A 24,808-nucleotide genomic window follows, 5' to 3' on the forward strand; every position below is an offset into this window, starting at 1 on the left:
TCCTCACTTCTTTTTCTTGTAGCCTGAATGAAGGGCATTGCCAAGACTGCGAGAGCGCACGAAGCCCCCTTCTCCCGCGAATTTTGCAGGAAAAGGGAGCGTTCGAAAGTCCGAAAATCCGGAAAAAGAGATTGGCAAAAGGAGGGCAACTACTTTTCCGTGAGCCTGTACCTTTGCCTTGGGCTGTTGCGCCCCTCGGTCGCTTCCACTCTTCCTGCCTTCTTGAGCCTTTGCAGGGCATTGGCGACACTTGTGCGGGAAAAGCCTGTGGAATCCACGATTTCGCGCACGCTCACGCTGCCGCTCTTCCCTATCATCTCCACAATAGTGTCTGAAAGCTGACTGCCCCGTATGTTCTTTTTCCCCGAAACATGAGCTCCGCGACTTGCAAAGCTCACGCTGAAAGAATCGGGCAAGGCCCTGATGCGCGCAGGCTGCACCCCCTCCCTCGCAAGCTCGCTTTCGATGGTGGTAAGGCCTCTGCCGCAGTTGTCCGCAATAAGGCCCCTGTTTCCGTACACATCGTTCTTGTAGGGCGTGATCTCAAAGGTTGCCTCGAGGATGGCGGAAAGAAAGACGTTTCTGCTGGATGTTTTCCCAGGCTTTCCCAGATCTTCTGCAGCCATTCCGTACAGGCTGCCGGGGCTTGTGACCTCAAGGCTGTCTCCATACATAGTGATGCACACAGGCTGACCAAGATCTTGCGGGGCATAGGACCTGTGCTGCAGGGCGTTGGCTACGGCCTCGCGTACTGCCGAAAGTGCGTAGTCCGGGACATCTTTTCTGAAGGCACCCTCTATCTTCGCACCTGTACGCATGTTTCTTTCCACGCACTCAAGGGCATCGGCAACCATGACGGGTATGGGACCAACAAAAGTCCAGCTTTCCCAAAAAGTCGGCTTTTCGGGCAGACTCTCCTTTTCGTCTCTGTTTCCGGCAAAGAGCGAGAAAGCCACCACGAGCCTTGGATAGAACTTTTGCGGATAGACTCCGAGTGCCAAAAGCCCTGCCAGTGTCGGGCGCAAGCACCCTTTGCCATCTGCCGCGATCACGCGCATGTTGCGCAAGGTATCTTCCTCGTCCATCTGTCCGAACACACGCGGATGGATGCTGCGCAATCCTTGGACAAAATCCCGGACAAGGGAGCTTTCCAGATCTTCCAGAATCGCCCCTTCGACAATACAAGCGTCCCAATGGGGCTCGCAAGATACAGGCAGACAATGCGCCTTTCCGGCATCCAGCACCTCAGTGTCTCTGCCGCATTTTTCCGGGCTATGGGAATTCTGCCCGATTTCTTCTTCACTGCCCATGACTCACCCTCCTGTCCTCGTTTTCGAACAACTGACAACTTGTCACAGGCTCGGCACAAAGAGCCAAAAAGTCAACCTCTGTATCAGGATTTGCAGCAAGTTCCCTGAAATATTTTTAAAACACACGAAAACACTAGCCATTACTTGCCAGAAATACTCATTAACCAAAAGCAAATCCCTGACTAGTGTTGAGTTTTACCCCTCTATTTCAGATCAAACCATAACTAACAAGCTAAGATTACACTATATTATCCCTACTCAACATTCACCAAAAACAACTAGTTATTGTTGAGTTGAGTAGCAAGTTCAATGACAAGTCCTGTTGCGTTGTCCGCCTAGGGCACAAGCTTTGTCTCGTAGAGTCTGTTGCCCAAAATGCTCGAACAAAGCGAGCAAAGCCCTGTCACAAGAACAATGATACCCAAGGGGAGCGCGCTTTGGGGGCCTGCAAGGCCTGTCAGGGGGGACGTCAGGGCGCCGAAGAGAAAGACTGCCACACCGAGGATCCCGGAGGCTGCACCTGCTCCCACGGACTGCGAGCAGATGGCCAAAGAAAAGCTTGGAGAGAGGGTGAAGCTTTGCATGGCAAGCATGGCAAAAAGCGCTATCATGAGCGGCCAGGGCGAGGCAGGGGTCACAAGGCATACGTAGAAGACAGCCCCGCAGGCAAGTGTTCGCGCCATGTCTCCGGCAAGAAGAAGGCGCTTGTCACCCAAACGTTTGGACAACCAGCCTGCCAGAAGGGAGGTGCACACCATACCTATGGCGTTCACGGCAAAGATGAGGCTGAAGCGCTCCATGGAAAGGCCGTAGACGTTCTGGAACACAAAGGGCGAGGCCGAGACATAGGCAAAAAAGCCTCCCATGGTGAAGCCCTGCACGCAGGTGTAGCAAAGGTACGCCCGCTCTCTGAAAAGCCTTCCGGTGTTCGCAAGGGATGCGAGAACCCCGCCCTGCACGCGCTTATCCTTCGCCAGGGTTTCGGGCAAGAAGAAGAGGGTCGAAAGCGTCAGAATCACCCCGATGCCTGCAAGCACCCAGAAGACGCTGCGCCAGCCTGCCCAGCCGCCGAGAAAGCCGCCAACCACAGGCCCCAGGATGGGGGCTACGCTGTGAATTGCCATGAGCAGCGAAATGTATTGTGTGAGCTTCGAGCCGTGGAAGATGTCGCAGCAAACGGCCCTTGCGAGCACTGCCCCTCCGGCGCCCCCGAAGCCCTGCAAAAAGCGCAGAACGATGAAGCTTGTGCCATCCTCGGCCTGGGTGCAGAGGAAGGAAGCCACTGTGTAGAGCACAAGCGAGAGCACGAGCACACCGTGGCGCCCCCTGCTGTCGGATATGGGCCCCACAAAGAGCTGGCCCAGGGCCAGGCCCAGAAGGCAGGAGGTGATGCTCGACTGAGCAAGGGCAGTGGAAATGCTCAAATCCGCCGCTATGTCCGGCAGAGTGGGCAGATACATGTCCGTGCACAAGGGTCCGAAGGCCGTGAGCCAGGACAGAAGGAGGGTAGTACAGGCAAAGCGCAGGCCGTGCTGTTCCTGTATGGGTGTAGTGGAAAAGGGCATGGTATCCTACGTGATTTCTTTGAAAATTGCGGTTTCGTGGCAAAGAATCCTGCTTTGGGCACTGTCCGCATATCCGGAAAAAAAGACTGCGGACAGTGCGTGCGGACAGGCGCCGCAAGAAACGAGCCTATGCCACGAAGCAACTCCAAGCGCAAGAAGGCTTGTCAGGGCACAAGCCTTGCTGCAGGCTTTTCGCCTGCAATCCACCACCGTTCCATGTTCCAGGCAATGCCGGCCAAAGCCGGCTCTATGCCCCTGATGCGGCTTTTGAGGATGGGCAGGGACCAGGGCACATAGAGGAAGCAGTAGGGTTGCTCGTCCGCCAAAACTTCCTGCACTCCATAGTATATCTTCCTTCGCTCTTCCTCGTCGAGGGTGGCGCGCCCCCTTTCCAGAAGCATATCCAGCCTTTTGTTCTTGAACCAGGTGAAATTGAGGCCGCCTTCCACTGCGCTTGAGGAGTGCCAGACCTGGTACAAGTCCGGATCCGGGGTAATGGTCCAGCCAAGGATCACTGCGTCAAAGGCGCCCTTGTTCACGAATTCCCTGATAAAGGCAGCCCATTCCACTGTGCGCACACTGACGCGGATGCCCACCCTTGCCAGCTGCTGCTGCATGATGATGGCGCACAATATGCGCTCCTGATTGCCCTGATTGGTCAGGATGGTGAATTCGAGCTTCTTGCCATCCCGCTCCACAACGCCGTCTCCGTCCCTGTCCGCAAAGCCGGCCTCTGCAAGAAGCCTTTTTGCGCCCTCTGTATCCTGAGCCACTGGCTTCAGATCCGGATGATAGAAGGATGTCCCGGGCTTGTAGGGACCAAAGGCCGGAACGCCCTGGCCTAGCAGTGCGCCCTTGACGAGCTCGTTTCTGTCAAGTGCTTTGGAAATGGCCCAGCGCACGCGCTTGTCCGCAAAGAAGGGGTGGCGCATATTGAAGCCCAGATAGGTGTAGGACGAGGAGAGGTAGCGGTATTTGCGGAAATTGTCCTCCCAGGCAGGGCCCTTTGTCTGGCGCAGGTACTGCTCAGGAGAAAGACCCATCATGTCCAGCCTTCCGGCTTTCAGTTCCATGAACATGGTAGCCATGTCCGGGATGATTCTGTAGGTGATGGTCGCAATATGCGGCTTGACAAGGAAGTAGCGCTCGTTTGCAGCAAGGGTTAGTTCGGAGCCGCTGGACCAGGAATAAAGTTTGAAGGGGCCTGCGCCTACGGGATTGCGGGCAAAGCTTCCTGTGCGCACGTCCTGCCCCTCAAGCACGTGTTTGGGCAGGATGGAGGAGGCAAAGCTGACCTTTGCCCTCGCATAATAGGTGTCGTAGCTGACCTCAACCGTATATCGGTCAAGCTTTTTAACATCCCTGATGCGCATAAAGTCTTCTGCGTAGGGACTGCCCGTCTTTGGATCCGCCACAAGCCTGATGGTGAAGACGAGATCGTCCGCTGTCATCTCCACCCCGTCTTCCCAGAGTATGCCCTTTTTCAGACGGATGACTATGCGTTTCCCGTCCTCGGACATGTCAAAGCTCTCGGCTGCCCACAGCTCCAGTTCCAGGTTTTTGTTGTAGCGCAGGGGAGCAATGAAGATGAGGTCCGCAACCTCGTGGGAGGCAGAGTCCGAGCTTATGTAGGGGTTGAGGTTCGAGGGCTCCCCTATGCTGCCAAGCACAAGGTTGCCGCCGTCCACAGGAGCCTTTTGCTGCGTGCCGGACTCTGTCCCCTGTGCTTCGGCAAGGCCTGTGCAGACAAAAAGAAAAAGCACAAGGCAAAAGGTGAGGTATTTGAGCAGAAGGCCTTGGGGCAGAAACTGGCCCTTCCTGCCTGTTTTGCGCACATACATCTTTTTTGCTGCAGGCGTATTGATCATTTTGCCCTTCCTGTTATATGGTCCGCAAGATCCTAGCAGATTTCTTTTGTACAATTGCGCCCAAAATCCATCCAATCCCGTTCCCCGGGCAAGGCCAGGGGAAGATCCTGGACAGGGAGGCGCCCCCGGTTGTCAGCCTTTTTTGCGCGGAACACAAGCCCTGCCTGCCTATCCCCCAAGGCCAGGCCCCTTTGAAGCCTAGAGGCTTTCCGCATTTTGGAAAAAAGTTGCTGCAGCTCATGCCTTTCGGGATGTGTATCCACAGGGCAGATCTCCGTAATCTTTGCGCGCAACAAAAGCCAATTCCCTTGCCTTGTGCAGGAATGAGCCCTTGGCGCAACGCATTTTTCGCAAAACTCCAGTGTTCTTGCAAAGCCACAATACCCAACAGAATTGTCCGCATCCTGCCGAAGGTGGCAAGACGGGCCCGAGGAATCATGAGCCGATCCGAACACAGTGTTATCCTTGAGATAAGCCAGGCATTTCTGCACGACAGAATTCCGGAATACATTCGCGATGCCGGAAGTTACATTCTCTCCGACAGCGGTGTGCAGAAGATCCATATCCAGGAAGGCGAAACATGGGAGGTGACCGGAAACATCCAGGGCGACGATTTCCAAGTCTATACACCCCAGCTGACCTTCTCCATCTTCGACCACAGTGTCAAGTCGCTGTGCAACTGCTCGGATGCCTTCACGGGCATCTGCAGCCATGTGGCAGCGCTGACCATGCATCTTGTGGACGAGCTGCGCAAGGAGGAAGGCCAGGAAACGGACGATCACAACCCTGCTGTCGACTGGAAGCAGAGCTTCCGCGGCTTTTTTTCCACCAGCATGGAGCCGGAGGCAGGCAAGCACTACCTTGTCTTCCGCTTCGAGCCGGACGAGGGAAGACTTTTGGTCTCCTTTTTCCGCTCCCGCCAGAACAAGTCCGGCCTCTCCACTGTGCACAACGAGATAACCCTGGAGCAGCTCATAGCCAATCCCGAATGGTGCGAGGCCTCCCCTGAGCTGCCCAGGGTTGCAAGACAGATAGGTCTGCACGTGGACTATTTCGGGCACAGGGTGGAGATTCCGGACGGGCTCGTGTCCTGGTTTTTCTGGGCCGTGCGCCACGAATACTATATTTTCTGGAAGGATACGGACAAACCCTGCCGCATAGAGTCAACGCCCTTTGCCCTGAAGCTCAAACCCAATCTGGACGCCCAGGGTTTCTGCTTTGACGTGCTTTTGAAGCGCGAGGGACGCCCCCTCATCTACATCAGCACAAGCGAGGAAGAGGACGAGAGCCACAAGAAGGCAAGCGACGAGCCCACAGAACCGCCTGTCACCTTCCACGGCCAGATGCCCCTGTGGGTCTGCTACCGCAGAAGCTTCTACCCTGTGCAGACAGGCCTTGACCCGTCCCTTGTGCGCAGCCTCATCTACGAGCGTCCCGTAGTCCCCCACGAGGAAATTTCCGAATTTCTGGACCGCGTGTGGACAAGGCTTCCCTCCTCGGAACTTTTCGAGCCGGAAAAGTTCCTCAAGATGATGGAGCCTGTCTTCCAGCCTGCCACCTACAATCCCAAACTCTTCCTGGACGAGGAAGGAAGCCTTCTCACCCTGGAAATCGACAACATCTACGAGACAAAGCACGGAGAATTCTCCCTGGGCGGTCCCAATCCGGATTTCCAGACAGGCAGCTACACCTACGAGGGCCAGACCTTCCTTGTGCGCAGACATCAGCAGGAAGAGGCGAACCTCATGGCAACCCTCTCCTCCATCGGCTTCCAGCCCCGCTCGAACAAGCTGTGGTTTTTGGAGCCAGAGGAGGCCATTGCCTTTTTGCTCGACACCTACCCCACCCTGGTCGAGACCTACCGCGTCTACGGCGAGCGGGCACTCTCGCGCTACAAGGTGCGCTCCACAAAGTCCACCATCAACGCGGAAGTGGCCAGCAACGAAAAGGACAAGGTTTTCTCCCTGGACATCACCGTGGACTACGAGGGACAGAGCCTGCCCCTGGACAAGATCTGGAAGGCCTGGATGCGCGGCAAGCGCTACGTGCAGCTGAAGGACGGCTCCTACACGTCCCTGCCGGAAGAATGGCTGCAGCGCATTGCCCACAAGCTCTCGGCCCTTGGCCTTGATCCCACAAAGCCCCCGCAGACCATCTTCAAACAGTTCGAGGCGCCCATGCTGGACAGCCTCCTTGATGATCTGCCCAATGCCCAGACAGACTCTTTCTGGAGCAAGCTCAGGGAAAAGATTCACTCCTTCAAGGAAATCCGCCTTGTGCCGGAACCCAAGGGCCTGCGCGCCTCTTTGCGCTCCTACCAGCTGCAGGGCCTGGCCTATCTGAACTTCCTCTCGGAGTACGGCTTTGGCGGCATCCTTGCCGACGAAATGGGCCTTGGCAAGACCATACAGACGCTGGCCTTTATCCAGCATATGGTGGAATCGAAGCTCGAAGGCCCGAACCTCATTGTTGTGCCCACATCCGTTTTGCCCAACTGGGACAGGGAAGCGGAAAAGTTCGTACCGGACCTGCGCCGCCTCATCATCTACGGCACGCACAGGGAAAACATGTTCCGCCAGATCGCGGACTCGGACCTTGTTATCACTACCTACGCACTTTTGCGCAGGGATCTGGAAGAAATCCAGAAGTTCGAATTCAATACGGTCATCCTGGACGAGGCGCAGAACATCAAGAATCCGAACACCATCACTGCGCGTTCCGTGCGCCGCCTTGCCGCACGCATGCGCCTGTGCCTGTCCGGTACGCCCATCGAGAACAATCTTTTTGAGCTCTGGTCGCTGTTCGAATTCCTCATGCCGGGCTTTTTGGGCTCGCAGCACGCCTTCCAGCGCGGCATAGTCCGTCCCATCAAGGACGGAGATACGGAAACGCTGGAGTATCTGCGCATCCGCATGCGTCCCTTCATCCTGAGGCGTACAAAGTCCGAGGTGGCCAAGGATCTGCCGCCCAAGGTGGAGAGCGTCACCTGCTGCGCTCTGGAAGAGGCCCAGGCAGAGCTCTACGCTGCAGTGGCCCACAAGCTGCGCGATCAGGTCCTGGCGGATGTGGACGAAAAGGGTATGGCAAAGAGCCAGATGTCCATTCTGGACGCCCTGCTCAAACTGCGCCAGATCTGTTGCCACCCAAGGCTTCTGAAGATAGACATGCCCGGCTTCTCGAACAATCTGCCTTCTGGCAAGTTCGAGGCCTTCAAGGATATGGTCATGGAAATCGTGGAGGGCGGCCACAAGGTCCTGGTCTTCTCGCAGTTCGTGCAGATGCTGCAGATCATCCGCCAGTGGCTCTCCTTCAGCGAAGTGCCCTTCTGCTATCTCGATGGAGCGAGCAAGGACCGCTTCGAGCAGGTGGATCGCTTCAACAACAGCCCCGATATCCCCATCTTCCTCATTTCCCTCAAGGCAGGCGGTACAGGCCTGAACCTTACCTCAGCGGACTACGTCATCCACTACGATCCGTGGTGGAACCCTGCTGTGGAAAGCCAGGCCACGGACAGGACGCACCGCATAGGCCAGCAAAGACAGGTCTTCTCCTACAAGCTTATCTGCCAGAACACTGTGGAGGAAAAGATCCTGAGGCTGCAGGAGTCCAAGCGCAACGTGGCAGCATCCATCATTCCCGGCCAGGAGACATGGAAGTCTCTCACAAGGGAAGATCTGGAAATGCTCTTTGACGTCTAGGGGGCACAAGGCCGGGAAACCGGCCATATCCGAAATATTTGGCCGGGCAGGCGCACTCATTGCGCGTCTGCCCGGCTTTGCAATGAAAGACTTTTGCCGCAACTTGCCAGCAATGGTGCAAAGTCCGCCATCCACTCGCCTGCCCACAAAAGCCGGAAATGGCGTCTTTGAGCTCACTGTCGTGAACAGCTCTTGCGCAGTGGCGGCATAGCCCCGGGACACAGGGACACAAGGCCTGCATTGACAGGGGTCATTTTCCGGACTACCCCTGCACAGTGTTCACTTCATGCGAACAGGCATGCAAACGGCCACTCAAACGGCACATGAAATGCAAACGAACCAAGGAGCATATATGCACGTCAACTCCTTCCCCCTGGGGCCTCTTGGCACCAACAGCTACATTCTGGACAACGGCATTGAGGCCCTGGCAATAGACGTGGGCGGCGATCCGGCAGACATGCTGGCCTTCCTGAGCAGGAACAATCTGAAGCTCCTTGCCATACTCATAACCCACAGGCACTTTGACCACCTCTACGGCGTGGCAGCCCTGCAAAAGGTCCTGGACGTTCCCTGCTACCTGCCTTCCGGCGAGGAGGTCTTAAGAGACAGCGAGGCCGCACAGGGCGGCATCTGGGGCATGCCCATGGTCCCGGCCTTCAGTGAAACGAGCCTTTCGGAAGGAAGCACGCGCATAGGCTCCTTCGAGATCACAGTCCTGAATACGCCCGGACACACCCCGGGCAGCGTTTCCTACTACATCAGGGAGGCAGGGTGCGTCTTTACTGGCGACGCCCTCTTCTACCGCTCTGTTGGCCGCACGGACTTTCCCATGGGCGATCATCAAAAGCTTCTCGCAAGCATACGCGAAAATCTCTTCACTCTTCCCCCGGAAACAATCGTCTATCCGGGCCACGGCCCCCAAAGCAGTATTGGCGACGAGAGGCAGCACAATCCCTTTGTGGGGGACTTTGCCTAAAGCCCATGTCGCAAACCGGGGTTCTCATAGTCTGCGCATCCCCCCACAAGGGGGGAACAACGGAGCGGCTTGCGCGCATCCTTCAGGACGGCCTTGCCAGGGACGCGACTCATGTTGAGGTCTCCCTGCTCCATCTTGCGGAAAATAGGTTTTCCGGCTGCCTGCACTGTGGGGCCTGCAAGAAGGACGGTACCTGCTCTCTTAGAAAGACGGACGATTGCGAGGCCGCATTTTCCGCCATGCGCAATGCTTCCCTTGTCCTCTGGCTCTCGCCTGTCTACTTCTATGGCCTTCCGGCCCAGGCCAAGGCCCTCATAGACAGAAGCCAGCGCTTCTACGAGAGCAGGGCGTGTGAGCACAACAAGGCAGCCAATGCCCTCTGTCCAAGGGCTCTCTCGCTTTTCGTGTCCGGCAGAAGAAAGGGGGATATGCTCTTTGCAGGCTCCCATCTTGCACTCAAATACTTTTTTGCTGCCCTTGGCATACCGTACGCTGGCTCCCTTGCCCTGCGAGGGCTGGAGGCGCCTTCGGATGTGACAGCCGAAACGAAGCAGGATCTTTTGCGCGCAGCCAAAATTCTTGCGCACAGCATTGAGAAAGATTGCCCTGATATTGCGAGTGCCATAACAAAAGCCTGCCCGCGTATCGAAAATGCCTTGCCCGCATAAGCCACAAATTTCCACAACCAACAGACAAATAACAGCCAAATCAGCCAAGGCTTCACACAGGGGATGACACTGTGAGCTTTATTTTGAACGGCCTTGTCTACGACAAGCCCATGTTTTCAATTGTCGCCTACAACAGGGCACAGCTTGCCACTGCCTTCGAGCAGATGGAAAAGCTGCGCAAATCCGGCCATCTTGCGGGCTATGTGCGCAGGGAAGCCTTTTTGCAACAGGAAACAAGCCTGGATCCGGAGACCGAGGAACAGCCCATGGCGCTCCTCAAATTCACGCTCTATCGCCTGCAAAAAAAGGCCCCGGAGCCCCAACAGCGCCCCTGGGTCTTTTGCCCGTCCCTGCTTGGGGTGGAAGACGGGTACATCAAGGTAGCCACAAACTGCCCTGGCTCCTTCATACATGATACCCTGGCCCCGGACTTTTCCTGTTCCGCACACTTCGAGGACGCCTTTGAAAGCCTTGTCTTCATGGGCCGCGAGGAACAAAACCTCGCAGCGGACAACACAACACCCGTGCGGGACCTGCTTTTTGAAGCCCTGGGCAAGGCAAGCGTGCTCATGGGACACTTTTCGCCAAAGGGTATCAGCCTTTGCCCCTCGACCCTTGCCCTGCACAAGAAGGCCAGGGAAGAGGCGCGGGACCTTCTGGTCCGCGATGCCGACAGGGAGGAGATTGTCAAAAGGCTCTGCCAGCCTGCCTCCCCCATACGGACAGCCACGCGCCTTGAGGGCGGAAGGGCACTTCTTCTGGAAAGGCACCTTGCGCGCCTGATACGTCTCGCAAGCGAACACGCCATCCCCACAGACAGGCTTGAATCCCTTGCAAGGGCCGTCTCTTCCGTGGAACTGCCCCTGCCAGGCTCCGAGGCCCTTTGGAGCGGAGGCCTTCCCTGCCCCTGGGGCATGCTGCCTGCGTCCGTGGAAGAGGAACTTTTGAAGGCAGGCGTGGACATCCAGAAAAGGGCTGCCCTTCACATGGAGCTTCAAAAGGACGGAAGCGTGCTCTTTGCAGCCCTTCCCCTTGCAGAAGACGGCACACGCACATGCGGCGTTTGCCGTACCTGCCTTGACGAGCGTAGCGACGCCTGGCAGCTCGACACAACAAAAGCCCTGCAGGAACAGGATACAATACAGGAAAGAGTGCAGGCCGGCGAGATCGACGACGCCATCATCGTCAACCGCTGCGCAGCCGTGGCTGGCACAGGCCATGGCGCCCTGCTCTGCAAGCAGGGACCTGCGCTTTTCTGTCCCCCTGCCCGCGACAGGGCCAGGGACAGCGTGTGCCTCGACTTTCTCCTTGAGCGCTCGCTTGTGCAGGAAAGGCTGTGCGGGCTTGCCAAGGCCCTCTCAAGCCAGGAACTCTTTCGCGCAAACTCCCTGCACGGTCTGGAAAAGATCGTGGTCGTCAAGGACTAGAGCTCCTGCCCAGTCTTTGCAAAAGCCTGCCCCGCACGAGCGGGACAGGCTTTTTTGTCCTTTCGGGGAAGGGGGAAAAATCGGTCCTAGCCAGGCAGAAGTGCCACGGCCATGGAGGAAAAGCTCACGCTGCAGCGTGTCCCTTCTCCTATTTCCATCCTGCGCACTGCCTCCATGCCCATGAGGGCTGCCATGCCAGTGCCGTCGTCCAGCCGTATACGCACAGAGGCCTCAATCTCGCCCTCGCGCACATAGAGCACTGTTCCCGTATAGTTGTTGCCAAGGCTGGTCTCGCTTCCCTCTTTTGTGAGCACAACCCAGGGGGCCTTCACCGTGGCAGTGACTGTCTGTCCCTTGTGCAGGGAGAGAGTGCGCATGCTTTCCATGGACACTGTGGCCCTGATCTCCAGCCCCGAGAGCGAGGTCACAACCACAAGGGCCGTGGTCATACCCTCGCGTATGGTCGTGATGCTGCCGGCAAAGGCGTTGCGCGCGGAGGAGTGGCGCAGGGTCTCCCTGCGCAGATGGGCGTGAAGGATCTGCCTTGCCTCGCTGTCATGGAAGTCCTTGAGCTGCACGGCCTGGGCTGGGCTTTGCAGGCCCAGAAACTTCTGCACAATGGACACAGGGATGCCGTTGTTCAAAAGCTCCGCCCCACGGGAGTGACGCAAAACCCTTGGGCCTCCAAGGGATTTGTCTATGCCGCACATGTCCGCCACAAGATAGAAGTTCTTGCGCACATAGCCAGGGTCCACATGGGAGAGGCTGCCCAAAAGATCGCTTACGGCAGGATCCTCTGCTATGCGCAAGAGGCTTGCCATGGCCTGATCCTGGATCTGTATGTCCCGATCATCCGCCACATGTATGGTAGAGGTGGAAAATATCAGGTCCTTCTTGTCGTCGATCTCCAGAGCCTCTCCCAGGCGCAGGCCGCCGTGTCTGATAAGCAGATAGACGAAGTACAGGCGCAGACGGATGCGGCGCTGCTTGAGCGTGCGCGCCTTTTCAAGCCAGTCGCTCCATGTTCTGTCCAGGAGATTGAGTGTTTCGGCGTCAAGGTATTTCATAAGGCAGGAAAAAAAGAGGCTGGCACCTTGCTGTGCATGCGGATTTGGGCAGCAGGCGGATTCAGACAGCAGACGATGGGCTCGCAAGACAGAGCCGGAAACGAGCCCTACTATGGCACACTGTGGCCCGTTTGCGCAAACAAGCACGAAAAATGTTCCAAGCGTGATAGTTGCACAGAGGCTTTTCACAAAAGCACCTCTTTTCCCACGTGACGTTTTTCGCAAGGCGTTGACAGGAAAGGTGCTTGCGATCAAGAAAAAAGCGTTCTTTTTCATTTCCTTCTTTCCTGTGCCCCAGGGGCAGAGGTCTCCATGTCATTCTCCCCCAAAGCCTGTCTTTCAAGGGGCTCAAGGCCCCAGTCGTGTCCCAAAACGCCGCTTGCACTTGTCCTTCTTCTTGTGGCTTGCCTCTTCTTTCACCTTGCAGGCCCGTGCGAGGCCTCAAGGGCAACTCTTCTTGTGCCGAGCAAGCCAAGCATCGAATCCCCCCTCTCCGTCACCCAGGCCACAGAGGCAGGGGAAGCAGTTGCCAAACCAAACGAGCAGGAAAAATCAAAAAAGAGCGCAGATGAAGCCCAAAAGAGCAAGCAGGGCGAGAAAAACGGCGCAAAATCCAATGAGAGCGCAGGCAAGGCCGACGCCAAGCCCGATACAGCCGAGGTCTGCGAGATCGTGGACGCTGTCAATGCAAGCATACAGGCAAGCATTGCCCCCCAGCAGCTCAAGGAGGAGGTGGATCTGCTCATTGTGGGCATGGAAGCCTTCCGCTACAGGGGAGTGGCCATTGATCCGCCGCGCATCTTTACCATCTACCGCTTTGACAAGGACGCGGAAAATCCCAGGCGTCCTGCAAGGCGCGAGGATCGCCTGGGCGACATAGAGGAAATCCGCTATCTGAACCAGAAGGCCTGGGGCGCCAATGTGGGCCTCGACAGGCCAGGCCTCTACCAGTTTGTCATCGAGACCCAGCCCTGGTGGTCCCAGTCCGAGGCAGGCTACGAGCGCCACATAGTAAAGACAATGCTGCCTGTCTTTGGCGAGGACTGGGGCTGGGATCTTCCTCTGGGCCTGAGCCACGAGATAGTCCCCCTTGTCCGCCCCTTCGGACTCTTCTCGCCTGCCCTTTTTGCCGCCAGGGTGCTGGTGAACGGCAAGCCGGCAGCTGGCGTGCCGGTGCAGGTTTTCCGCATCAATACGGAAAAGACAAAGGTTCCCACGCCCTGGCACGAGGAAATGCACCTTCGCACCCTGCCGGACGGCACCTTTGCAGTTGTGCTGAACAGGGCTGGCTGGTGGTGCTGCACGGCAACAAGGGAGGGAGCTCCTCTTAAAGGGCCAGACGGCCAGCCCTCCCCGCTCAAGGAAAGCGCGCTTTTCTGGCTCTACGTGGACGCCCAGGGAAAGTAGCAGAGCAGGCGCCCCTTTTGGGGAAGGGATTTTTCCGGACAGTACGGAAGGTCCCGGGCAACGGCCCCTAAGCCACGCTTTTTTCGCGCCACCCTTGCCTTTTCCCTTTGCAGACCTTATCTTCCATCGCGTGGAAACAGTGTCAGAGCCTTTTTCGCACTGAATCCGGCAAGTCGGCAACTCACACATTTGTCTCAAGCTTGCTTCACAAACCTCGGGAAACAACAGGAGCTGCGTCCCGACCGTCCTCACTTCTATGGACAGGCGCACCAACGCAGAACTCGCATGATCAAGAAATTCACAGCTCTTTTCTCGGCTCTCTTCCTTGTCTTTACCTTGAGCCTCGCCCTTCCGCTCGACTCCGACGCGGCTCGCATGGGTGGCGGCAGATCTTTCGGCAGCCAGCCTGCCATGCGCGCTCCGACCAAGGCTCCTGCCATGCAACAGCAGCAGAGGGCACAGCAGACTGCTCCCAATCAGGCGGCTACTGCCCAGCAGCCGAGGCGCGGCCTTCTTGGCGGCTTTGCCGGCGGCATGCTCGGCGGTCTTCTTGCAGGCACGCTCATTGGCTCCCTGCTCGGCGGCGGCGCCTTCTCCGGCGTGGGCTTTATGGACATTCTTCTGCTCCTCGTCATCGTTGGCGGCGTGATTTTCTTCCTGCGCAAGAAGCGTGCTGCCCAGCCCGCAGCCCAGACAGCAGGCTATGGTCCTGCCAGCAACTACACTGAGCAGCAGGCCTATGACACGAATACCATGCAGCGCAACAGCGTCCAGGACGCCTGGTCCGGCCTTTCCAACAACCAGGCCCAGGCAGCCCCTTCCTACCAGACCAACATTCCGGAAGGCTTTGACGTGGAAGACTTCCTGCGCGGCGCCAAGATGGCCTACACCCGCATGCAGGCTTCTTGGGACAAGCGCGATCTGGACGATATAGCCAATTTCGCCACGGACGCTGTTCTCGATGAACTGCGCATCCAGGCCAAGGAAGATCCCAACCCGAGCCAGACCCAGATTGTGCTCATCAATGCCCACCTCATTTCCGTTGAGGAATTCGGCAGCATGGACAGGGCCCAGGTCTACTTCGATGTGCTCATGCGCGAGGATCCCAGCCAGACCCAGCCCGCCAATGCCCGCGAAATCTGGCACTTCATACGCCAGCACGAGACAGGCACCTGGAAGCTCGACGGCATCCAGCAGATCGAAAGCTGCTAATCCCACCTTTGCCCACATGGGCCACGTTTTCTTTGCCGGAGCCTCTTGCATGCTCCGGCATTTTTTGTGCGATAACGTCTTGCCTGCAGCTTTTTTTGGACACATTGCGGCAGGACAGATGCAAAACAGAGGAAAGCAAAATGGATCCAATACAGGAACTGGCCATTACCAAATGGGACAATGTGTACCATCTCTTCAACATGAAGGTTGAGGAGGCCTCGCCAGAATACAGTCGCGTGAGCATGCCCATAGAGCCCAAGGCCTGCAATGGCATGGGCTTTGTACACGGGGGCGTTCTCTTTGCCCTGGGAGACATTGCCTTTGGCGCAGCCTCCAACTTCGGGCAGCCCACGGGCACTGTCACCCTGTCCTCCAATGTGCAGTTTCTCTCTCCCGGAAAGGATGGTCCTCTGATTGCCGAGGCCAAATGCATACGTTCCGGCAAGCACATTGTTGTCTACAACGTGGACATACACGACGCCAAGGGCGTCCACGTTTTGCACGGCACCTACGAGGGCTTTCGCACGGACTTTGCCTTTACCGAAACAAAGGCTGAAAAGAGCGGGGAATAGGGCACGTTTCCGCGGCAAGGCTCCAAATCGGCTCTTGCCTTTTTGCCATTTGCCCCGTACATAAGGGTATAAATCTTCTAATGCGGAGACGTTTCGTCACCGGTGTGGCGCCCAGTCTTCAAAACTGGTGGCAGGCTGAGAGGTCTGCGGTAGGTTCGACCCCTATGCGTCTCCGCCAAAAGCACACAAGGCCTATGCCTTCCATATAGACAAAACCCCGTGTCTTTTGCGGACACGGGGTTTTTCATTGGCCTGTGAGAAGGGTTTGCCTATTTGTCTGCCCGTTCCTTCTCCCGATCCATCTCCAAAAGTTCCATGAGTTCCTTCATGCGATCGTGCCTGTGTATGGAGACAAGCAAGTGGGGCTCGAAGTGGCGCGCGCGGTAGTCGTGCTTCCAGCGTTTGTGGTGGTAGACCTTGTGCATGTGGTGGAAGCTGCGCACAAGGTTCATGTCGCGTATACGGGCCAAAAGCAGGCACAGGGAGCCTGACACAATGAGCGCTATGCCCGTCATCATGGACAGGGGTATGTGGTCTCCCAGAATGATCCAGGCAAGGATCGGGGCAAGAACAGGCTTGAAGAAGAACACCAGGGAGGCCGTAAAGGGCGAGGCAGCCTCTGCAGCCATGAAGTAGCAGGCAAAGCCTGCCCCCGAAACGCCTATGCCTACGTAGAGCATGCCCAGGAAACTTGCGGGCGTATAGCCTGAAAGGAGGTCCACATTGGTCAGCATTTCGAGCCCGTGGGCAGCGAAAAATCCGCCAAGAGGCGTCAGCTTTGCCAGGGCAAGCAAAAGCATGAGCTCAAATGAACCCAAAAGGAAGGTCGCGCAGGTGACAACAACACCCGAATGCCTGCGGCAAATGGGCGTGGAGAGCACGGAATAGAGGGCAAAGGTGATGGGAGCTACGAGCGACAGTGCCAGAGCCTTCACGCTTAAGGTTCCGGCAAAGGGAATGACAATGCACACAACCCCTGCTATTGCCAGCACTATGGCCTGAATCTGGCTGCGGGCAATGGGATTTTTCAGCAACAAATGGGCAAAGAGCAGCACAAAGGCCGTATTGCTGCAGAAAAGCACAGCCACAACGCTTGCCGGGGCCTGTTCTACTGCAAGCTGATAAAAGCCCATGCTGAACACCATGCCAAGCAGACCAAGAAGGGCCAGCTCGCCAATGCAGGCAAGGGTCAGTCTGTTTGTGCCGCGCTTAAGATCCCGCAGCGCAAAGGGTATGAGGGCAAGGCCCCCCAGAAAAAAGCGGGTGATGTTGACCTGCATGGCGGAGAAGCTGTCCGCAATGGCCTTCAGGGCAATCTCCATGCTGGAGAAGAAGATTGTTGCTATGACGACAAAGACAAGGGCTCTGTTCATGATTGAGAAAGAAAAAAGGCTGCTGCCTTCCTGTTGTTACGAGAAGAGGAAGAGGGTCGCGAGCCCCAGGAAAATGAAAAAGCCCGCGCCGTCCGTGATGGTGGTGAGGAATATGCTCGAGGCCTGGGCCGGGTCGCGTCCCAGGGCGCGGAAGACCAGAGGAATGGAGCCGCCTGCAACGGCGCCAAGGACCATGTCGCACAGAAGCGCTCCGCCCATGACAAGGCCTATCACAAGGTTGGAGGTGAACAGCCACGCGCCAATGGTGGCCAGTATGGCCATCACAAGGCCTGTGAGCATGCCTATCTTGGCCTCGCGCAAAACTGCCATCCAGGCCTTGCGGACATCGAACCTGTCCGTGGCGAGCTGGCGGATCATGACCGCCAGGGCCTGCTGGCCGCTGTTGCCGCCCTGGTTTGCCACCATGGGCATGAGCACTGCAAGCACGGCCATCTGACTGATGGTGCCGTCGAATTTGTAGACAACCGAGGCGGACAGGGTAGAATTCACCATATTCACGCACAGCCAGGGCAGGCGCTTGCCAACGCTCTCAAGCCAGGGCGTATCGCTGGTCTCCTCCGGGTCGGCACCCACCATGCCGAGCATGTCTGCGCTGGCCTCCTCGTGCATGATGTCCATGATATCGTCGTAGGTCACAACGCCCATGAGGTGGTTTTGGTAGTCCACAACGGGAAGTGCCATGTAGTTGTAGTGGGCAAGCTCGCTTGCCACATCGCGCTTGTCCGTATCAAAGAGCACGCTCACCACACTCTGGCCTGCCACAGCGGAGGAAAGGACAGTGCCGGGCTTTGCCAGCATGAGGTTGCGCAGGGAAAGCACGCCCACGAGCTTGTCCTCCTCGTCGACCACATAGCCGTAGTAGGGCATTTCCTTGTCTTCTTCCATTTCCTGGCGGATGTGGGCAATGGCCCTGTCCACGGTCCAGTCGTTTTCGAGCAGGATGATTTCCGTGTTCATGACGCCGGCAGCGGAGTCCGCAGGGAAATTCAGAAGGCTTCTCAGCTCGTCGCTGTCTTCCTTGTTCAGGCGGCCAAGGAGCTCGTCGCGGTGATCCTCGTCCAGCTCGTCCAGAACGTCGGCAGCGTCGTCTGGCTCCATTTCGGCGATGATCTGGGCAGCGTCGTCGGCATCCAGATTTTCGAGAACGTCAACGACTGCATTCTCGTCCATTTCCGCGAGGGCCTCTGCTGCGTCCTCGCGGTTCATGCGCCGTAACGCACACACCTGGGATTCGAGGTCCAGATTTTCCAGGTGATCGGCAAGGTCTGCGGGGTGCACAAAGGAGGCCTCGGCAGCAGCGTCCACGCATTCCTGCGGGAGAGCTTCCTCGTAGTCGTGCCCATCGTGGTTGCCGCCATCGGTCTCGACCATCTCGTCTTCCGGGTGGTGCTGCCCCGAGGCATCCTCCAGAATGGCGGACGAGGTGGTTTCGTCGCCTTCCTGGATCAGGGGCCTTTTATGCATGTCACCGTTCATCATGGAAAGGGGCTTTTCGGCTGTCACCTCTTTCGTACCCGAAACTGCCGTATCCTGATTTGCCATGGATGCGGGGCTTGCCTGCCCTTTTGCGGCTGCTTCCTTCATTTCCTGCTCGTGCAGGTCCTGTGACTGGGCCATGGCTACCTCCCGGAATAATGAATCTTGATGCCCCTCGGGCCGCGTGCTATGACCTTTGGGCGGCCTTTCTACCAAAAGCTCATGCAAGGGACAAGCCTTGAGCGCGGGGCATTTTAGCCATGGTTCGCTACAGTTCTGTGACAAGAGTGCACGAAGCCTGCAGCCTGGTTGGGGAGCATTGCTTTGCCTTGCAGATCATACATAAAAGCCATGCACAAGATGCAGGCACAACTGCACGCCCAGCATCCTGTGCAAACAGGACAACAGGGCAATTTCGAGGTTGCAAAGTACAGGAAAAATATATATGTCGCGTGTCCCCGAAGGACGAGAAGACATGTGCCGTGCAAAAAAGACCTTTTGCGCAGCATGCTCCGCATCCTTCCATCAACCGCATCTACCATACTCGTCCCCATCCGTTCCCGAACCCATGCATAGGGAAGAGTCGCGCAGCGACAAGGACTATCGTCCCCCGCGGGAGCAGCATATTCACATCACGAGAGCCAGGAAAAAAAGGGAGAGCAGACATGACTGACATTCTGGAAATAGAGGCACGCTGCGCGAGCCTCAAGGAAAAACTGGGCAAGAAGGTCGCCATTGTTGGTCATCACTATCAAAAGGACAGTGTGATCAAGTTCTGCGATCACGTTGGGGACAGCCTGGAGCTCATACAAAAGATTCCTGCTCTGGACGCCCGCTACATCATTTTCTGCGGTGTTTCCTTCATGGGCGAGACAGCTGCCATGCTGGCAAGAGAGGATCAGAAAATCCTTTTGCCCGCTGCCGCATCCTCCCCTCGCACGGTCAACATGCCCAGCGCGGCACAGCTGGAAAAGACCCTTGCTACCCTGAAGGAGCATGGACACAATTTCATTCCCCTGGTCTACGTCAACTCTTCCGTGGAGCTAAAGGCGCTCACAGGACGCATGGGCGGGGCCATGTGCACATCGAGCAATCTGCGCCGCATGCTGCAGTGGGCCTTCAAGAAGTCCGCGCATGTCCTCTTCGTGCCGGACCAGAACCTTGGCCGCAACACTGCGCGCCAGATGGGCCTGAAGGACGAGGATGTGGCCATACTCAAGACCTGCGAGGACGGCATTGATCTAAGCGTGGAGCAGCCTCTCGACAGGCATCTGCTTCTCTGGCCCGGCTACTGCAGCATACACGAGGCCTACACTCCTGCCATGCTCAACGACATGCGCTTCCAGCACCCTGGCTGCCGCATCATCGTCCACTCCGAGGCAAGGCCAGAGGTTGTCGCCCTGGCTGACGCCGCAGGCCCCACCTCCTTCCTCATCCGCGAGGCTGCAGAGACTGCAAGGACAGGCAAGGCCAACGTGCTTGTCATTGGCACAGAACTCAATCTCGTGGATCGCCTGAACAAGAAGCACATGAACCACTGCACAGTCCTGCCCCTGCTCAAATCGGACACGCAGTACGACACCTCGGCCATAGTAAAGCCGGAGGAGCTCCTTGCCTCCCTCGAAGCCATAGACAATGGCACAGCCACCGGCGTCGAGCTCACGGCAGGGGAAAGGGAAGACGCAGCCCCCTGCGTCACCCGCATGCTCTTTGCCTGCGGGGCAACCAATCCCCGCTAGAAACCATATGCCTTTTCGAGGTAGCGGCCTTCCCCAACAGGGAAGGCCTTTTTTTGTGCCCCTTCCCTGCGCACTTGCGGCACTCTCCCGGGACAATCATTCGTCTTGCAGCGTCTTTTTTTGGCATGCTGCATTTCCCCCTTATCCTGCCCTACCCTCCTGATACTGCAGAATGCAATACCCCTCAGAAGTGCCCTACCCGCTTGTGCAAGACTTTGCAATTACGTATCAATGCAGTCGCTTCTCGCCTCCTGCGCTTTTCAAAGTCCGGCAAACGTGCTAGGAAGTGCACTTGTGGCCATGTTGCTTTCGTTCTTTCGCAGCATTCTTGCGGAGACTGTATGGCCAAGGACCTTTGCCTTCCCTTCCAGGCATTTTGGAGAGAGAAAGATATATGAAGCATCTTCTACTGAGTCTGCTTGCCCTTGTGCTCCTTGTCTGCGGCCTCACCGTTGCCGCAAGCTTCTTCTTGAAGAGCACTGTGGAGGACATGACACGGGAAGCCATTATGAGCATGGCAGGCCCTGGCGAGTCTGCCCTGGAGGGCGTGACCTTCTCGCCCCTGACAAGGGAGATCACCATCACGGGCTGGCGCACGCGCCACAGCACAACCGACGGTCCTGTCTCTGCCCACGCGCCCACTGTGCACGGCAAGGTCACCTTCAGGGGCGTGTTTGCCTGCATGCCGGTCCTTGGCACTCTCATCAACAATGCCGACACCATGGTGCCAGTTCTCGACAACGTCCGAGCCAGGGACCTTGCCTGGAGCAGCGCCGAGCGCCACGTTACCCTCGCCCGCGTGGAAGTTGGCACTGTACGCATACGCTTCGGCCTTCTGCAGCAGTACACCCTGGGCCTGAGGCCGCCCTTTGCCCAGGCAGTGAGCGGCATACACGTGGACAGGGTGGACGCAGACAATCTGACCCTTGTGCTCGCAAATCCCCAAAATGCCATGCAGCTCTCCTCGAAGACCATGGAAATCAAAGACGCACGCGGCACAGGTGCCAAGTCCTGCACCTTCAAAAACGTCACCTGGACCCTGCCAGGGGAAATACTCACCAGCCGCGAGGTGACCCTGAACGACATCAGGGTGTCCCCTGCCCTTTTGAGCGAGCTTGTGGCGCTCACAAGCAAGAGGCCGCGCACGCCAAGGGCAAACACCCACCTTGTGGAGGCCCTGGTTGCCAATGGCCCCATTGTTGCCAGGGCAGGCCTGAGGGATCTCGAACGCACGGGTGCCAGGAATGCAGCCCCCTTCTTCATGGAAAACTGCGATCTTGTGTGGACCGACGACAAGCCCTTCAACGTGGAGGCCCATGTGCGCGGAATGCGGCTTTCGCAAAGGTTTGTGCAGGAAAACGCCCTTCCTGTGAACATGGACGGCATGGAAGAGATACATCTCGAGGCTGACCTTGCCTCCTCGGGCATTACAGAGGTCCGCGAGACCGGCCTTGTACGCCTGAAGGATCTGGCAGACATAAGCTACACCCTTGATCTGGACGGAGCTACCATGAACGTGACAGGCCTTGTGCTCACCCTGCGCGACTACGGGCTTATGGCACGCATGGCAAGGACCATCTCGCCGGATCCGCACGCAGCAAGCATGCTTCTCAAGGCAAGCGCAAACAGCCTGTGCCAGGGAGACGACGAAAAGGGAAGGCAGACATGCGAAAGGATAGCAGACTTCGTGGACGCGCCTGGAAGCCTTACCCTGAAAAGACGCGCAGACGTGCCCCCTGCCTCCATGGTGGAACTTGCGCTCAATGTCCTCTCTGCCCGCCTGGGCTACCTTTTCGAGGCAGAGGTCACGCAGGGAGGAGCAAGCCTCACAACCCAAACAGAAAAAATCTATGGCCAGGGCAGATAGCTTCCGGCCGCAGGAACAAGGATACAAAAGAGTGACAAACTGTCAGCAACTGCGCCTGAAAAAAGGCGAGGAACGCCGCCTGAACATGGGACATCTGTGGGTCTTTTCCAACGAGGTGGACGTAAAGGCCTCTCCACTTGCGGACCTTGAACCCGGAAGCGAGGTTGCGGTCACGGACTATCGCGGAAACATTCTTGGCTGCGCGACAGTCAATCCCCAAAGCCTTATCTGTGCGCGCCTGCATGCCCGAAGCCTGGTCCCCCTGGACGAGGAACTCATAGCAAAGCGCCTTGGCAATGCCCTTGCCTTGCGCGAGAGCCTTTTTGACAAGCCCTTCTACCGCCTTGTGCACGCCGAAGGGGACTTTCTGCCAGGCCTTGTGGTGGACCGCTTTGGCTCGCATTTCACGGTGCAGGTTACGACACTTGCCATGGAAAAACGAAGGGACGCAGTCAAATCTGCCCTTGAAAGTATTTTTGCGCCCACATCCATACTCTGGGACAACACGGTTGCCCTGCGCGCTCTGGAGGGCCTTGAGCTTTTCCGCACAGAAGACGGCGCATGTCCCGAAACACTTGAAGTGCCGGAAAACGACTGCGTGTTTTCTGTCTTTATGAAGGAAGGACAAAAGACCGGCTGGTACTACGATCAAAGACCAAACAGGGCGCTCATGCAGCATTTTGCCAAAGGCAAGAGAGTTCTCGACGCCTTTTGCTACGCTGGCGGCTTTGGCGTCAACGCTGGCCTTGCCGGCGCAAGGGAAGTGGTCTTTTGCGACGCCTCGAAAAAGGCGCTTGCCATGGCCAAGGACAACCTGCACCGCAATGCGAAGGGGACTTCCTGCACCTGCCTTGAGGGGGACGCCTTCGAGACATTGAAGAGTCTGAAGGACAGGGGCGAGCGCTTCGACATCGTGAGCATCGATCCGCCTGCCTTCATAAAGCGCAGGAAGGATCACAAGGAAGGTCTTACTGCCTACAGGCGCATCAACGCCCTTGCCCTCACACTTGTGGCTGACGGCGGTCTTTTCTTCACCTCTTCCTGCTCGCAGCTTCTTTGTGCAGACGAGCTCAAATCCTGCGCAAGCCACGCGGCTGCACGCCACGGCCTGCACTTGCGGCTCTTGCACCAGGGCTTTCAGGGTCCGGATCACCCCGTGCACTGCGCCATGCCCGAAACGGCCTACCTCAAATGCCTTGTCTACTCGTGCAATAAGCTCTAAGCTAGTTCTTCCCTTTTCCCATCCCCCCCACATTTGGGGCAAACAATAAAGGATAGTCATCATGCTACTGAACAAAGCACGCCTCCTCACGCCCGGCCCAACACCTCTTCCAGAACAGGTGCGCCTTGCCCTGGCAAAGGACGCGGTCCATCACCGCGAGCACGCCTTCTCGGATCTGCTTCTCAAGGTCGAGGAACAGCTCAAGGTCCTCTTTGGCACAAGCGAGCCCGTGCTGCCCCTGGCCTCGTCCGGAACAGGCGCCATGACTGCAGCCGTGGACAGCCTCTTTGCCCCCGGCGACAAGGTCATTGTCATCAATGCCGGCAAATTCGGCGAGAGATGGAGCATGATTGCCAGGGCCCGTGGCCTGCAGGTGGTGGAGCTTTGCTACGAGTGGGGCCTTGCGGCCAATCCCGAGGACATCGAGGCCTGCCTTGAGGAAAACAGGGACGCACGCGGACTCTTTGTCCAGCTTTCCGAAACATCGACGGGTGTTTTGCACCCTGTGAAGGACATAGCCGCAAAGCTCAAGAACACAGGCGTCATGCTCATTGTGGACGGCATAAGCGGCGTTGGCATCTGCCCCTGCCCCATGGACGAATGGGGCATAGACTGCCTTGTCACAGGCTCCCAGAAGGGTCTCATGCTGCCTCCGGGGCTTGCCTTCATAGCCCTCTCCGAAAGGGCCTGGAAGGCAGCGGAAAAAACCAGGGGCTCCTTCTACTTCAATCTGCCCAAGGAAAGGGCCAATCTTGCCAAGGGCCAGACCAATTTCACAACCCCGGTCAACCTCATCCAGGGCCTTGACGCGGCCATGGATTTGCTCCTTGGCGAGGGCCTCGACACCCTCTACCGCAAGCAGTGGGCGCTCACAATGCTCTGCCGCAGAAGCATACAGGCCATGGGCCTTATCCCCTATGCCAGACGCAACTACACCTGGGGCCTTACCTCGGTGCTTTTGCCGGACGCTGTCTCCGGAGCACGCGTACAGGCTGACTGTACGCAAAACTGGGGCATTACCATTTCCGGAGGCCAGGACACCCTCAAGGGACGCATTGTGCGCGTGGCTCACATGGGCTGGATCGACTGGTCGGATGTTGTGGCAGCTCTCTACGCCCTAAACAGATCCATCATCGACAACGGAGGCTTTTGCGGCTCCCACGATTTCCTGGAACAGGGCCTTGCGAGCTACAGGGCTGCCCTCGAGGGCGAGCCGGGTGTCGAGCCTGTGCTCGTGCACAACTAAAGGCACTGGCAGGCAAAAAGGCCACAAGTATCCACGGTACGCAAGAAACAAGCGAGGCGGCGCGAAGGTCCAAGGGCCTTCGCGCCGAAAAATC

The 24,808-nt window shown here is 57.4% G+C and carries 17 protein-coding genes and 1 tRNA gene; 12 read left to right on the forward strand and 6 right to left on the reverse strand.

Translation table 11 applies throughout. The annotated features are described in order from the left end of the window. Window positions 1–149 precede the first annotated feature (149 nt). The 3 genes from B5F76_RS03640 to B5F76_RS03650 form a co-directional block, all read right to left on the reverse strand. On the reverse strand, window positions 150–1,310 hold the full coding sequence (locus B5F76_RS03640) for an ATP-binding protein (protein WP_087351243.1): 1,161 nt from the start codon (window positions 1,308–1,310) through the stop codon (window positions 150–152). A 335-nt stretch (window positions 1,311–1,645) separates the two neighbouring features. After that, window positions 1,646–2,875, reverse strand: coding sequence for a multidrug effflux MFS transporter (locus B5F76_RS03645; protein WP_087351246.1), 1,230 nt, complete (start codon window positions 2,873–2,875; stop codon window positions 1,646–1,648). Between the two features lie 164 nt (window positions 2,876–3,039). Next, on the reverse strand, window positions 3,040–4,743 hold the full coding sequence (locus tag B5F76_RS03650) for a peptide-binding protein (RefSeq protein ID WP_239406946.1): 1,704 nt from the start codon (window positions 4,741–4,743) through the stop codon (window positions 3,040–3,042). A gap of 437 nt (window positions 4,744–5,180) precedes the next feature. Here B5F76_RS03650 and B5F76_RS03660 point away from each other — a divergent pair, with 437 nt between their 5' ends. The 4 genes from B5F76_RS03660 to B5F76_RS03675 all read left to right on the forward strand — a co-directional run bounded on the left by B5F76_RS03660 (window position 5,181) and on the right by B5F76_RS03675 (window position 11,512). After that, window positions 5,181–8,441 (forward strand): DEAD/DEAH box helicase, encoded by a 3,261-nt coding sequence (locus B5F76_RS03660; RefSeq protein WP_087351252.1) that lies wholly within the window; start codon window positions 5,181–5,183, stop codon window positions 8,439–8,441. 352 nt (window positions 8,442–8,793) lie between these two features. Further along, a complete protein-coding gene (locus tag B5F76_RS03665) occupies window positions 8,794–9,417 on the forward strand; it encodes an MBL fold metallo-hydrolase (RefSeq protein ID WP_087351255.1) in 624 nt (207 codons plus the stop codon). 5 nt (window positions 9,418–9,422) lie between these two features. Next, the gene (locus B5F76_RS03670; RefSeq protein ID WP_087351258.1) at window positions 9,423–10,085 is read left to right on the forward strand and encodes a flavodoxin family protein; all 663 of its coding nucleotides are present in this window, start codon (window positions 9,423–9,425) and stop codon (window positions 10,083–10,085) included. A 71-nt stretch (window positions 10,086–10,156) separates the two neighbouring features. Next, the gene (locus B5F76_RS03675; protein WP_087351261.1) at window positions 10,157–11,512 is read left to right on the forward strand and encodes an aminotransferase class IV; all 1,356 of its coding nucleotides are present in this window, start codon (window positions 10,157–10,159) and stop codon (window positions 11,510–11,512) included. Window positions 11,513–11,598: 86 nt separating this feature from the next. On the opposite strand, the gene B5F76_RS03680 is transcribed toward B5F76_RS03675, so the two are convergent. Then, window positions 11,599–12,579: a TOBE domain-containing protein gene (locus tag B5F76_RS03680; protein ID WP_162608665.1), complete on the reverse strand. Its 981-nt coding sequence runs from the start codon at window positions 12,577–12,579 to the stop codon at window positions 11,599–11,601. 312 nt (window positions 12,580–12,891) lie between these two features. Between B5F76_RS03680 and B5F76_RS03685 the strand changes: the two genes are divergently transcribed. The 4 genes from B5F76_RS03685 (at window position 12,892) to B5F76_RS03700 (ending at window position 15,948) form a co-directional block, all read left to right on the forward strand. Then, a complete protein-coding gene (locus B5F76_RS03685; RefSeq protein ID WP_087351267.1) occupies window positions 12,892–13,986 on the forward strand; it encodes a DUF4198 domain-containing protein in 1,095 nt (364 codons plus the stop codon). Window positions 13,987–14,271: 285 nt separating this feature from the next. Further along, window positions 14,272–15,198, forward strand: a complete 927-nt coding sequence (locus B5F76_RS03690; protein WP_087351271.1) for a Tim44 domain-containing protein — start codon at window positions 14,272–14,274, stop codon at window positions 15,196–15,198. A gap of 140 nt (window positions 15,199–15,338) precedes the next feature. After that, a complete protein-coding gene (locus B5F76_RS03695) occupies window positions 15,339–15,770 on the forward strand; it encodes a PaaI family thioesterase (RefSeq protein ID WP_087351274.1) in 432 nt (143 codons plus the stop codon). Between the two features lie 84 nt (window positions 15,771–15,854). After that, window positions 15,855–15,948: transfer RNA gene (locus B5F76_RS03700), tRNA-Sec, on the forward strand. 91 nt (window positions 15,949–16,039) lie between these two features. Here the strand turns inward: B5F76_RS03700 and B5F76_RS03705 are convergent. Both B5F76_RS03705 and mgtE read right to left on the reverse strand, forming a co-directional pair. Then, window positions 16,040–17,143 carry a DMT family transporter gene (locus B5F76_RS03705; RefSeq protein ID WP_087351277.1) on the reverse strand — a complete coding sequence of 368 codons (1,104 nt, stop codon included), beginning with the start codon at window positions 17,141–17,143 and terminating at the stop codon, window positions 16,040–16,042. A 36-nt stretch (window positions 17,144–17,179) separates the two neighbouring features. Then, window positions 17,180–18,535: a magnesium transporter gene (mgtE, locus tag B5F76_RS03710; protein WP_087351416.1), complete on the reverse strand. Its 1,356-nt coding sequence runs from the start codon at window positions 18,533–18,535 to the stop codon at window positions 17,180–17,182. Window positions 18,536–19,305: 770 nt separating this feature from the next. On the opposite strand from mgtE, the gene nadA reads away from it, so the two are divergent. From nadA to B5F76_RS03730, 4 genes are all read left to right on the forward strand, one after another. Beyond that, a complete protein-coding gene (gene nadA, locus B5F76_RS03715) occupies window positions 19,306–20,379 on the forward strand; it encodes a quinolinate synthase NadA (protein WP_162608666.1) in 1,074 nt (357 codons plus the stop codon). Between the two features lie 394 nt (window positions 20,380–20,773). After that, entirely contained in the window at window positions 20,774–22,246 is a 1,473-nt protein-coding gene (locus tag B5F76_RS03720; RefSeq protein WP_087351283.1) for a hypothetical protein, read from the forward strand. A 31-nt stretch (window positions 22,247–22,277) separates the two neighbouring features. Further along, window positions 22,278–23,468: a class I SAM-dependent rRNA methyltransferase gene (locus B5F76_RS03725; RefSeq protein ID WP_239406947.1), complete on the forward strand. Its 1,191-nt coding sequence runs from the start codon at window positions 22,278–22,280 to the stop codon at window positions 23,466–23,468. A gap of 61 nt (window positions 23,469–23,529) precedes the next feature. Next, a complete protein-coding gene (locus B5F76_RS03730; protein ID WP_087351289.1) occupies window positions 23,530–24,714 on the forward strand; it encodes a pyridoxal-phosphate-dependent aminotransferase family protein in 1,185 nt (394 codons plus the stop codon). The last annotated feature ends 94 nt before the right edge of the window (window positions 24,715–24,808 follow it).

Origin of the sequence: Desulfovibrio sp. An276 (assembly GCF_002159665.1) — a bacterium.
GTDB lineage: Bacteria > Desulfobacterota > Desulfovibrionia > Desulfovibrionales > Desulfovibrionaceae > Desulfovibrio > Desulfovibrio faecigallinarum.

Coding starts and splice junctions, on each gene's coding strand:
- nadA (WP_162608666.1), top strand. CDS start 19,306: ATGACTGACATTCTGGAAATAGAGGCACGCTGCGCGAGCCTCAAGGAA.
- B5F76_RS03705 (WP_087351277.1), bottom strand. CDS start 17,143: ATGAACAGAGCCCTTGTCTTTGTCGTCATAGCAACAATCTTCTTCTCC.
- B5F76_RS03670 (WP_087351258.1), top strand. CDS start 9,423: ATGTCGCAAACCGGGGTTCTCATAGTCTGCGCATCCCCCCACAAGGGG.
- B5F76_RS03640 (WP_087351243.1), bottom strand. CDS start 1,310: ATGGGCAGTGAAGAAGAAATCGGGCAGAATTCCCATAGCCCGGAAAAA.
- B5F76_RS03665 (WP_087351255.1), top strand. CDS start 8,794: ATGCACGTCAACTCCTTCCCCCTGGGGCCTCTTGGCACCAACAGCTAC.
- B5F76_RS03680 (WP_162608665.1), bottom strand. CDS start 12,579: ATGAAATACCTTGACGCCGAAACACTCAATCTCCTGGACAGAACATGG.
- mgtE (WP_087351416.1), bottom strand. CDS start 18,535: ATGGTCGAGACCGATGGCGGCAACCACGATGGGCACGACTACGAGGAA.
- B5F76_RS03685 (WP_087351267.1), top strand. CDS start 12,892: ATGTCATTCTCCCCCAAAGCCTGTCTTTCAAGGGGCTCAAGGCCCCAG.
- B5F76_RS03690 (WP_087351271.1), top strand. CDS start 14,272: ATGATCAAGAAATTCACAGCTCTTTTCTCGGCTCTCTTCCTTGTCTTT.
- B5F76_RS03695 (WP_087351274.1), top strand. CDS start 15,339: ATGGATCCAATACAGGAACTGGCCATTACCAAATGGGACAATGTGTAC.
- B5F76_RS03650 (WP_239406946.1), bottom strand. CDS start 4,743: ATGATCAATACGCCTGCAGCAAAAAAGATGTATGTGCGCAAAACAGGC.
- B5F76_RS03660 (WP_087351252.1), top strand. CDS start 5,181: ATGAGCCGATCCGAACACAGTGTTATCCTTGAGATAAGCCAGGCATTT.
- B5F76_RS03730 (WP_087351289.1), top strand. CDS start 23,530: ATGCTACTGAACAAAGCACGCCTCCTCACGCCCGGCCCAACACCTCTT.
- B5F76_RS03645 (WP_087351246.1), bottom strand. CDS start 2,875: ATGCCCTTTTCCACTACACCCATACAGGAACAGCACGGCCTGCGCTTT.
- B5F76_RS03720 (WP_087351283.1), top strand. CDS start 20,774: ATGAAGCATCTTCTACTGAGTCTGCTTGCCCTTGTGCTCCTTGTCTGC.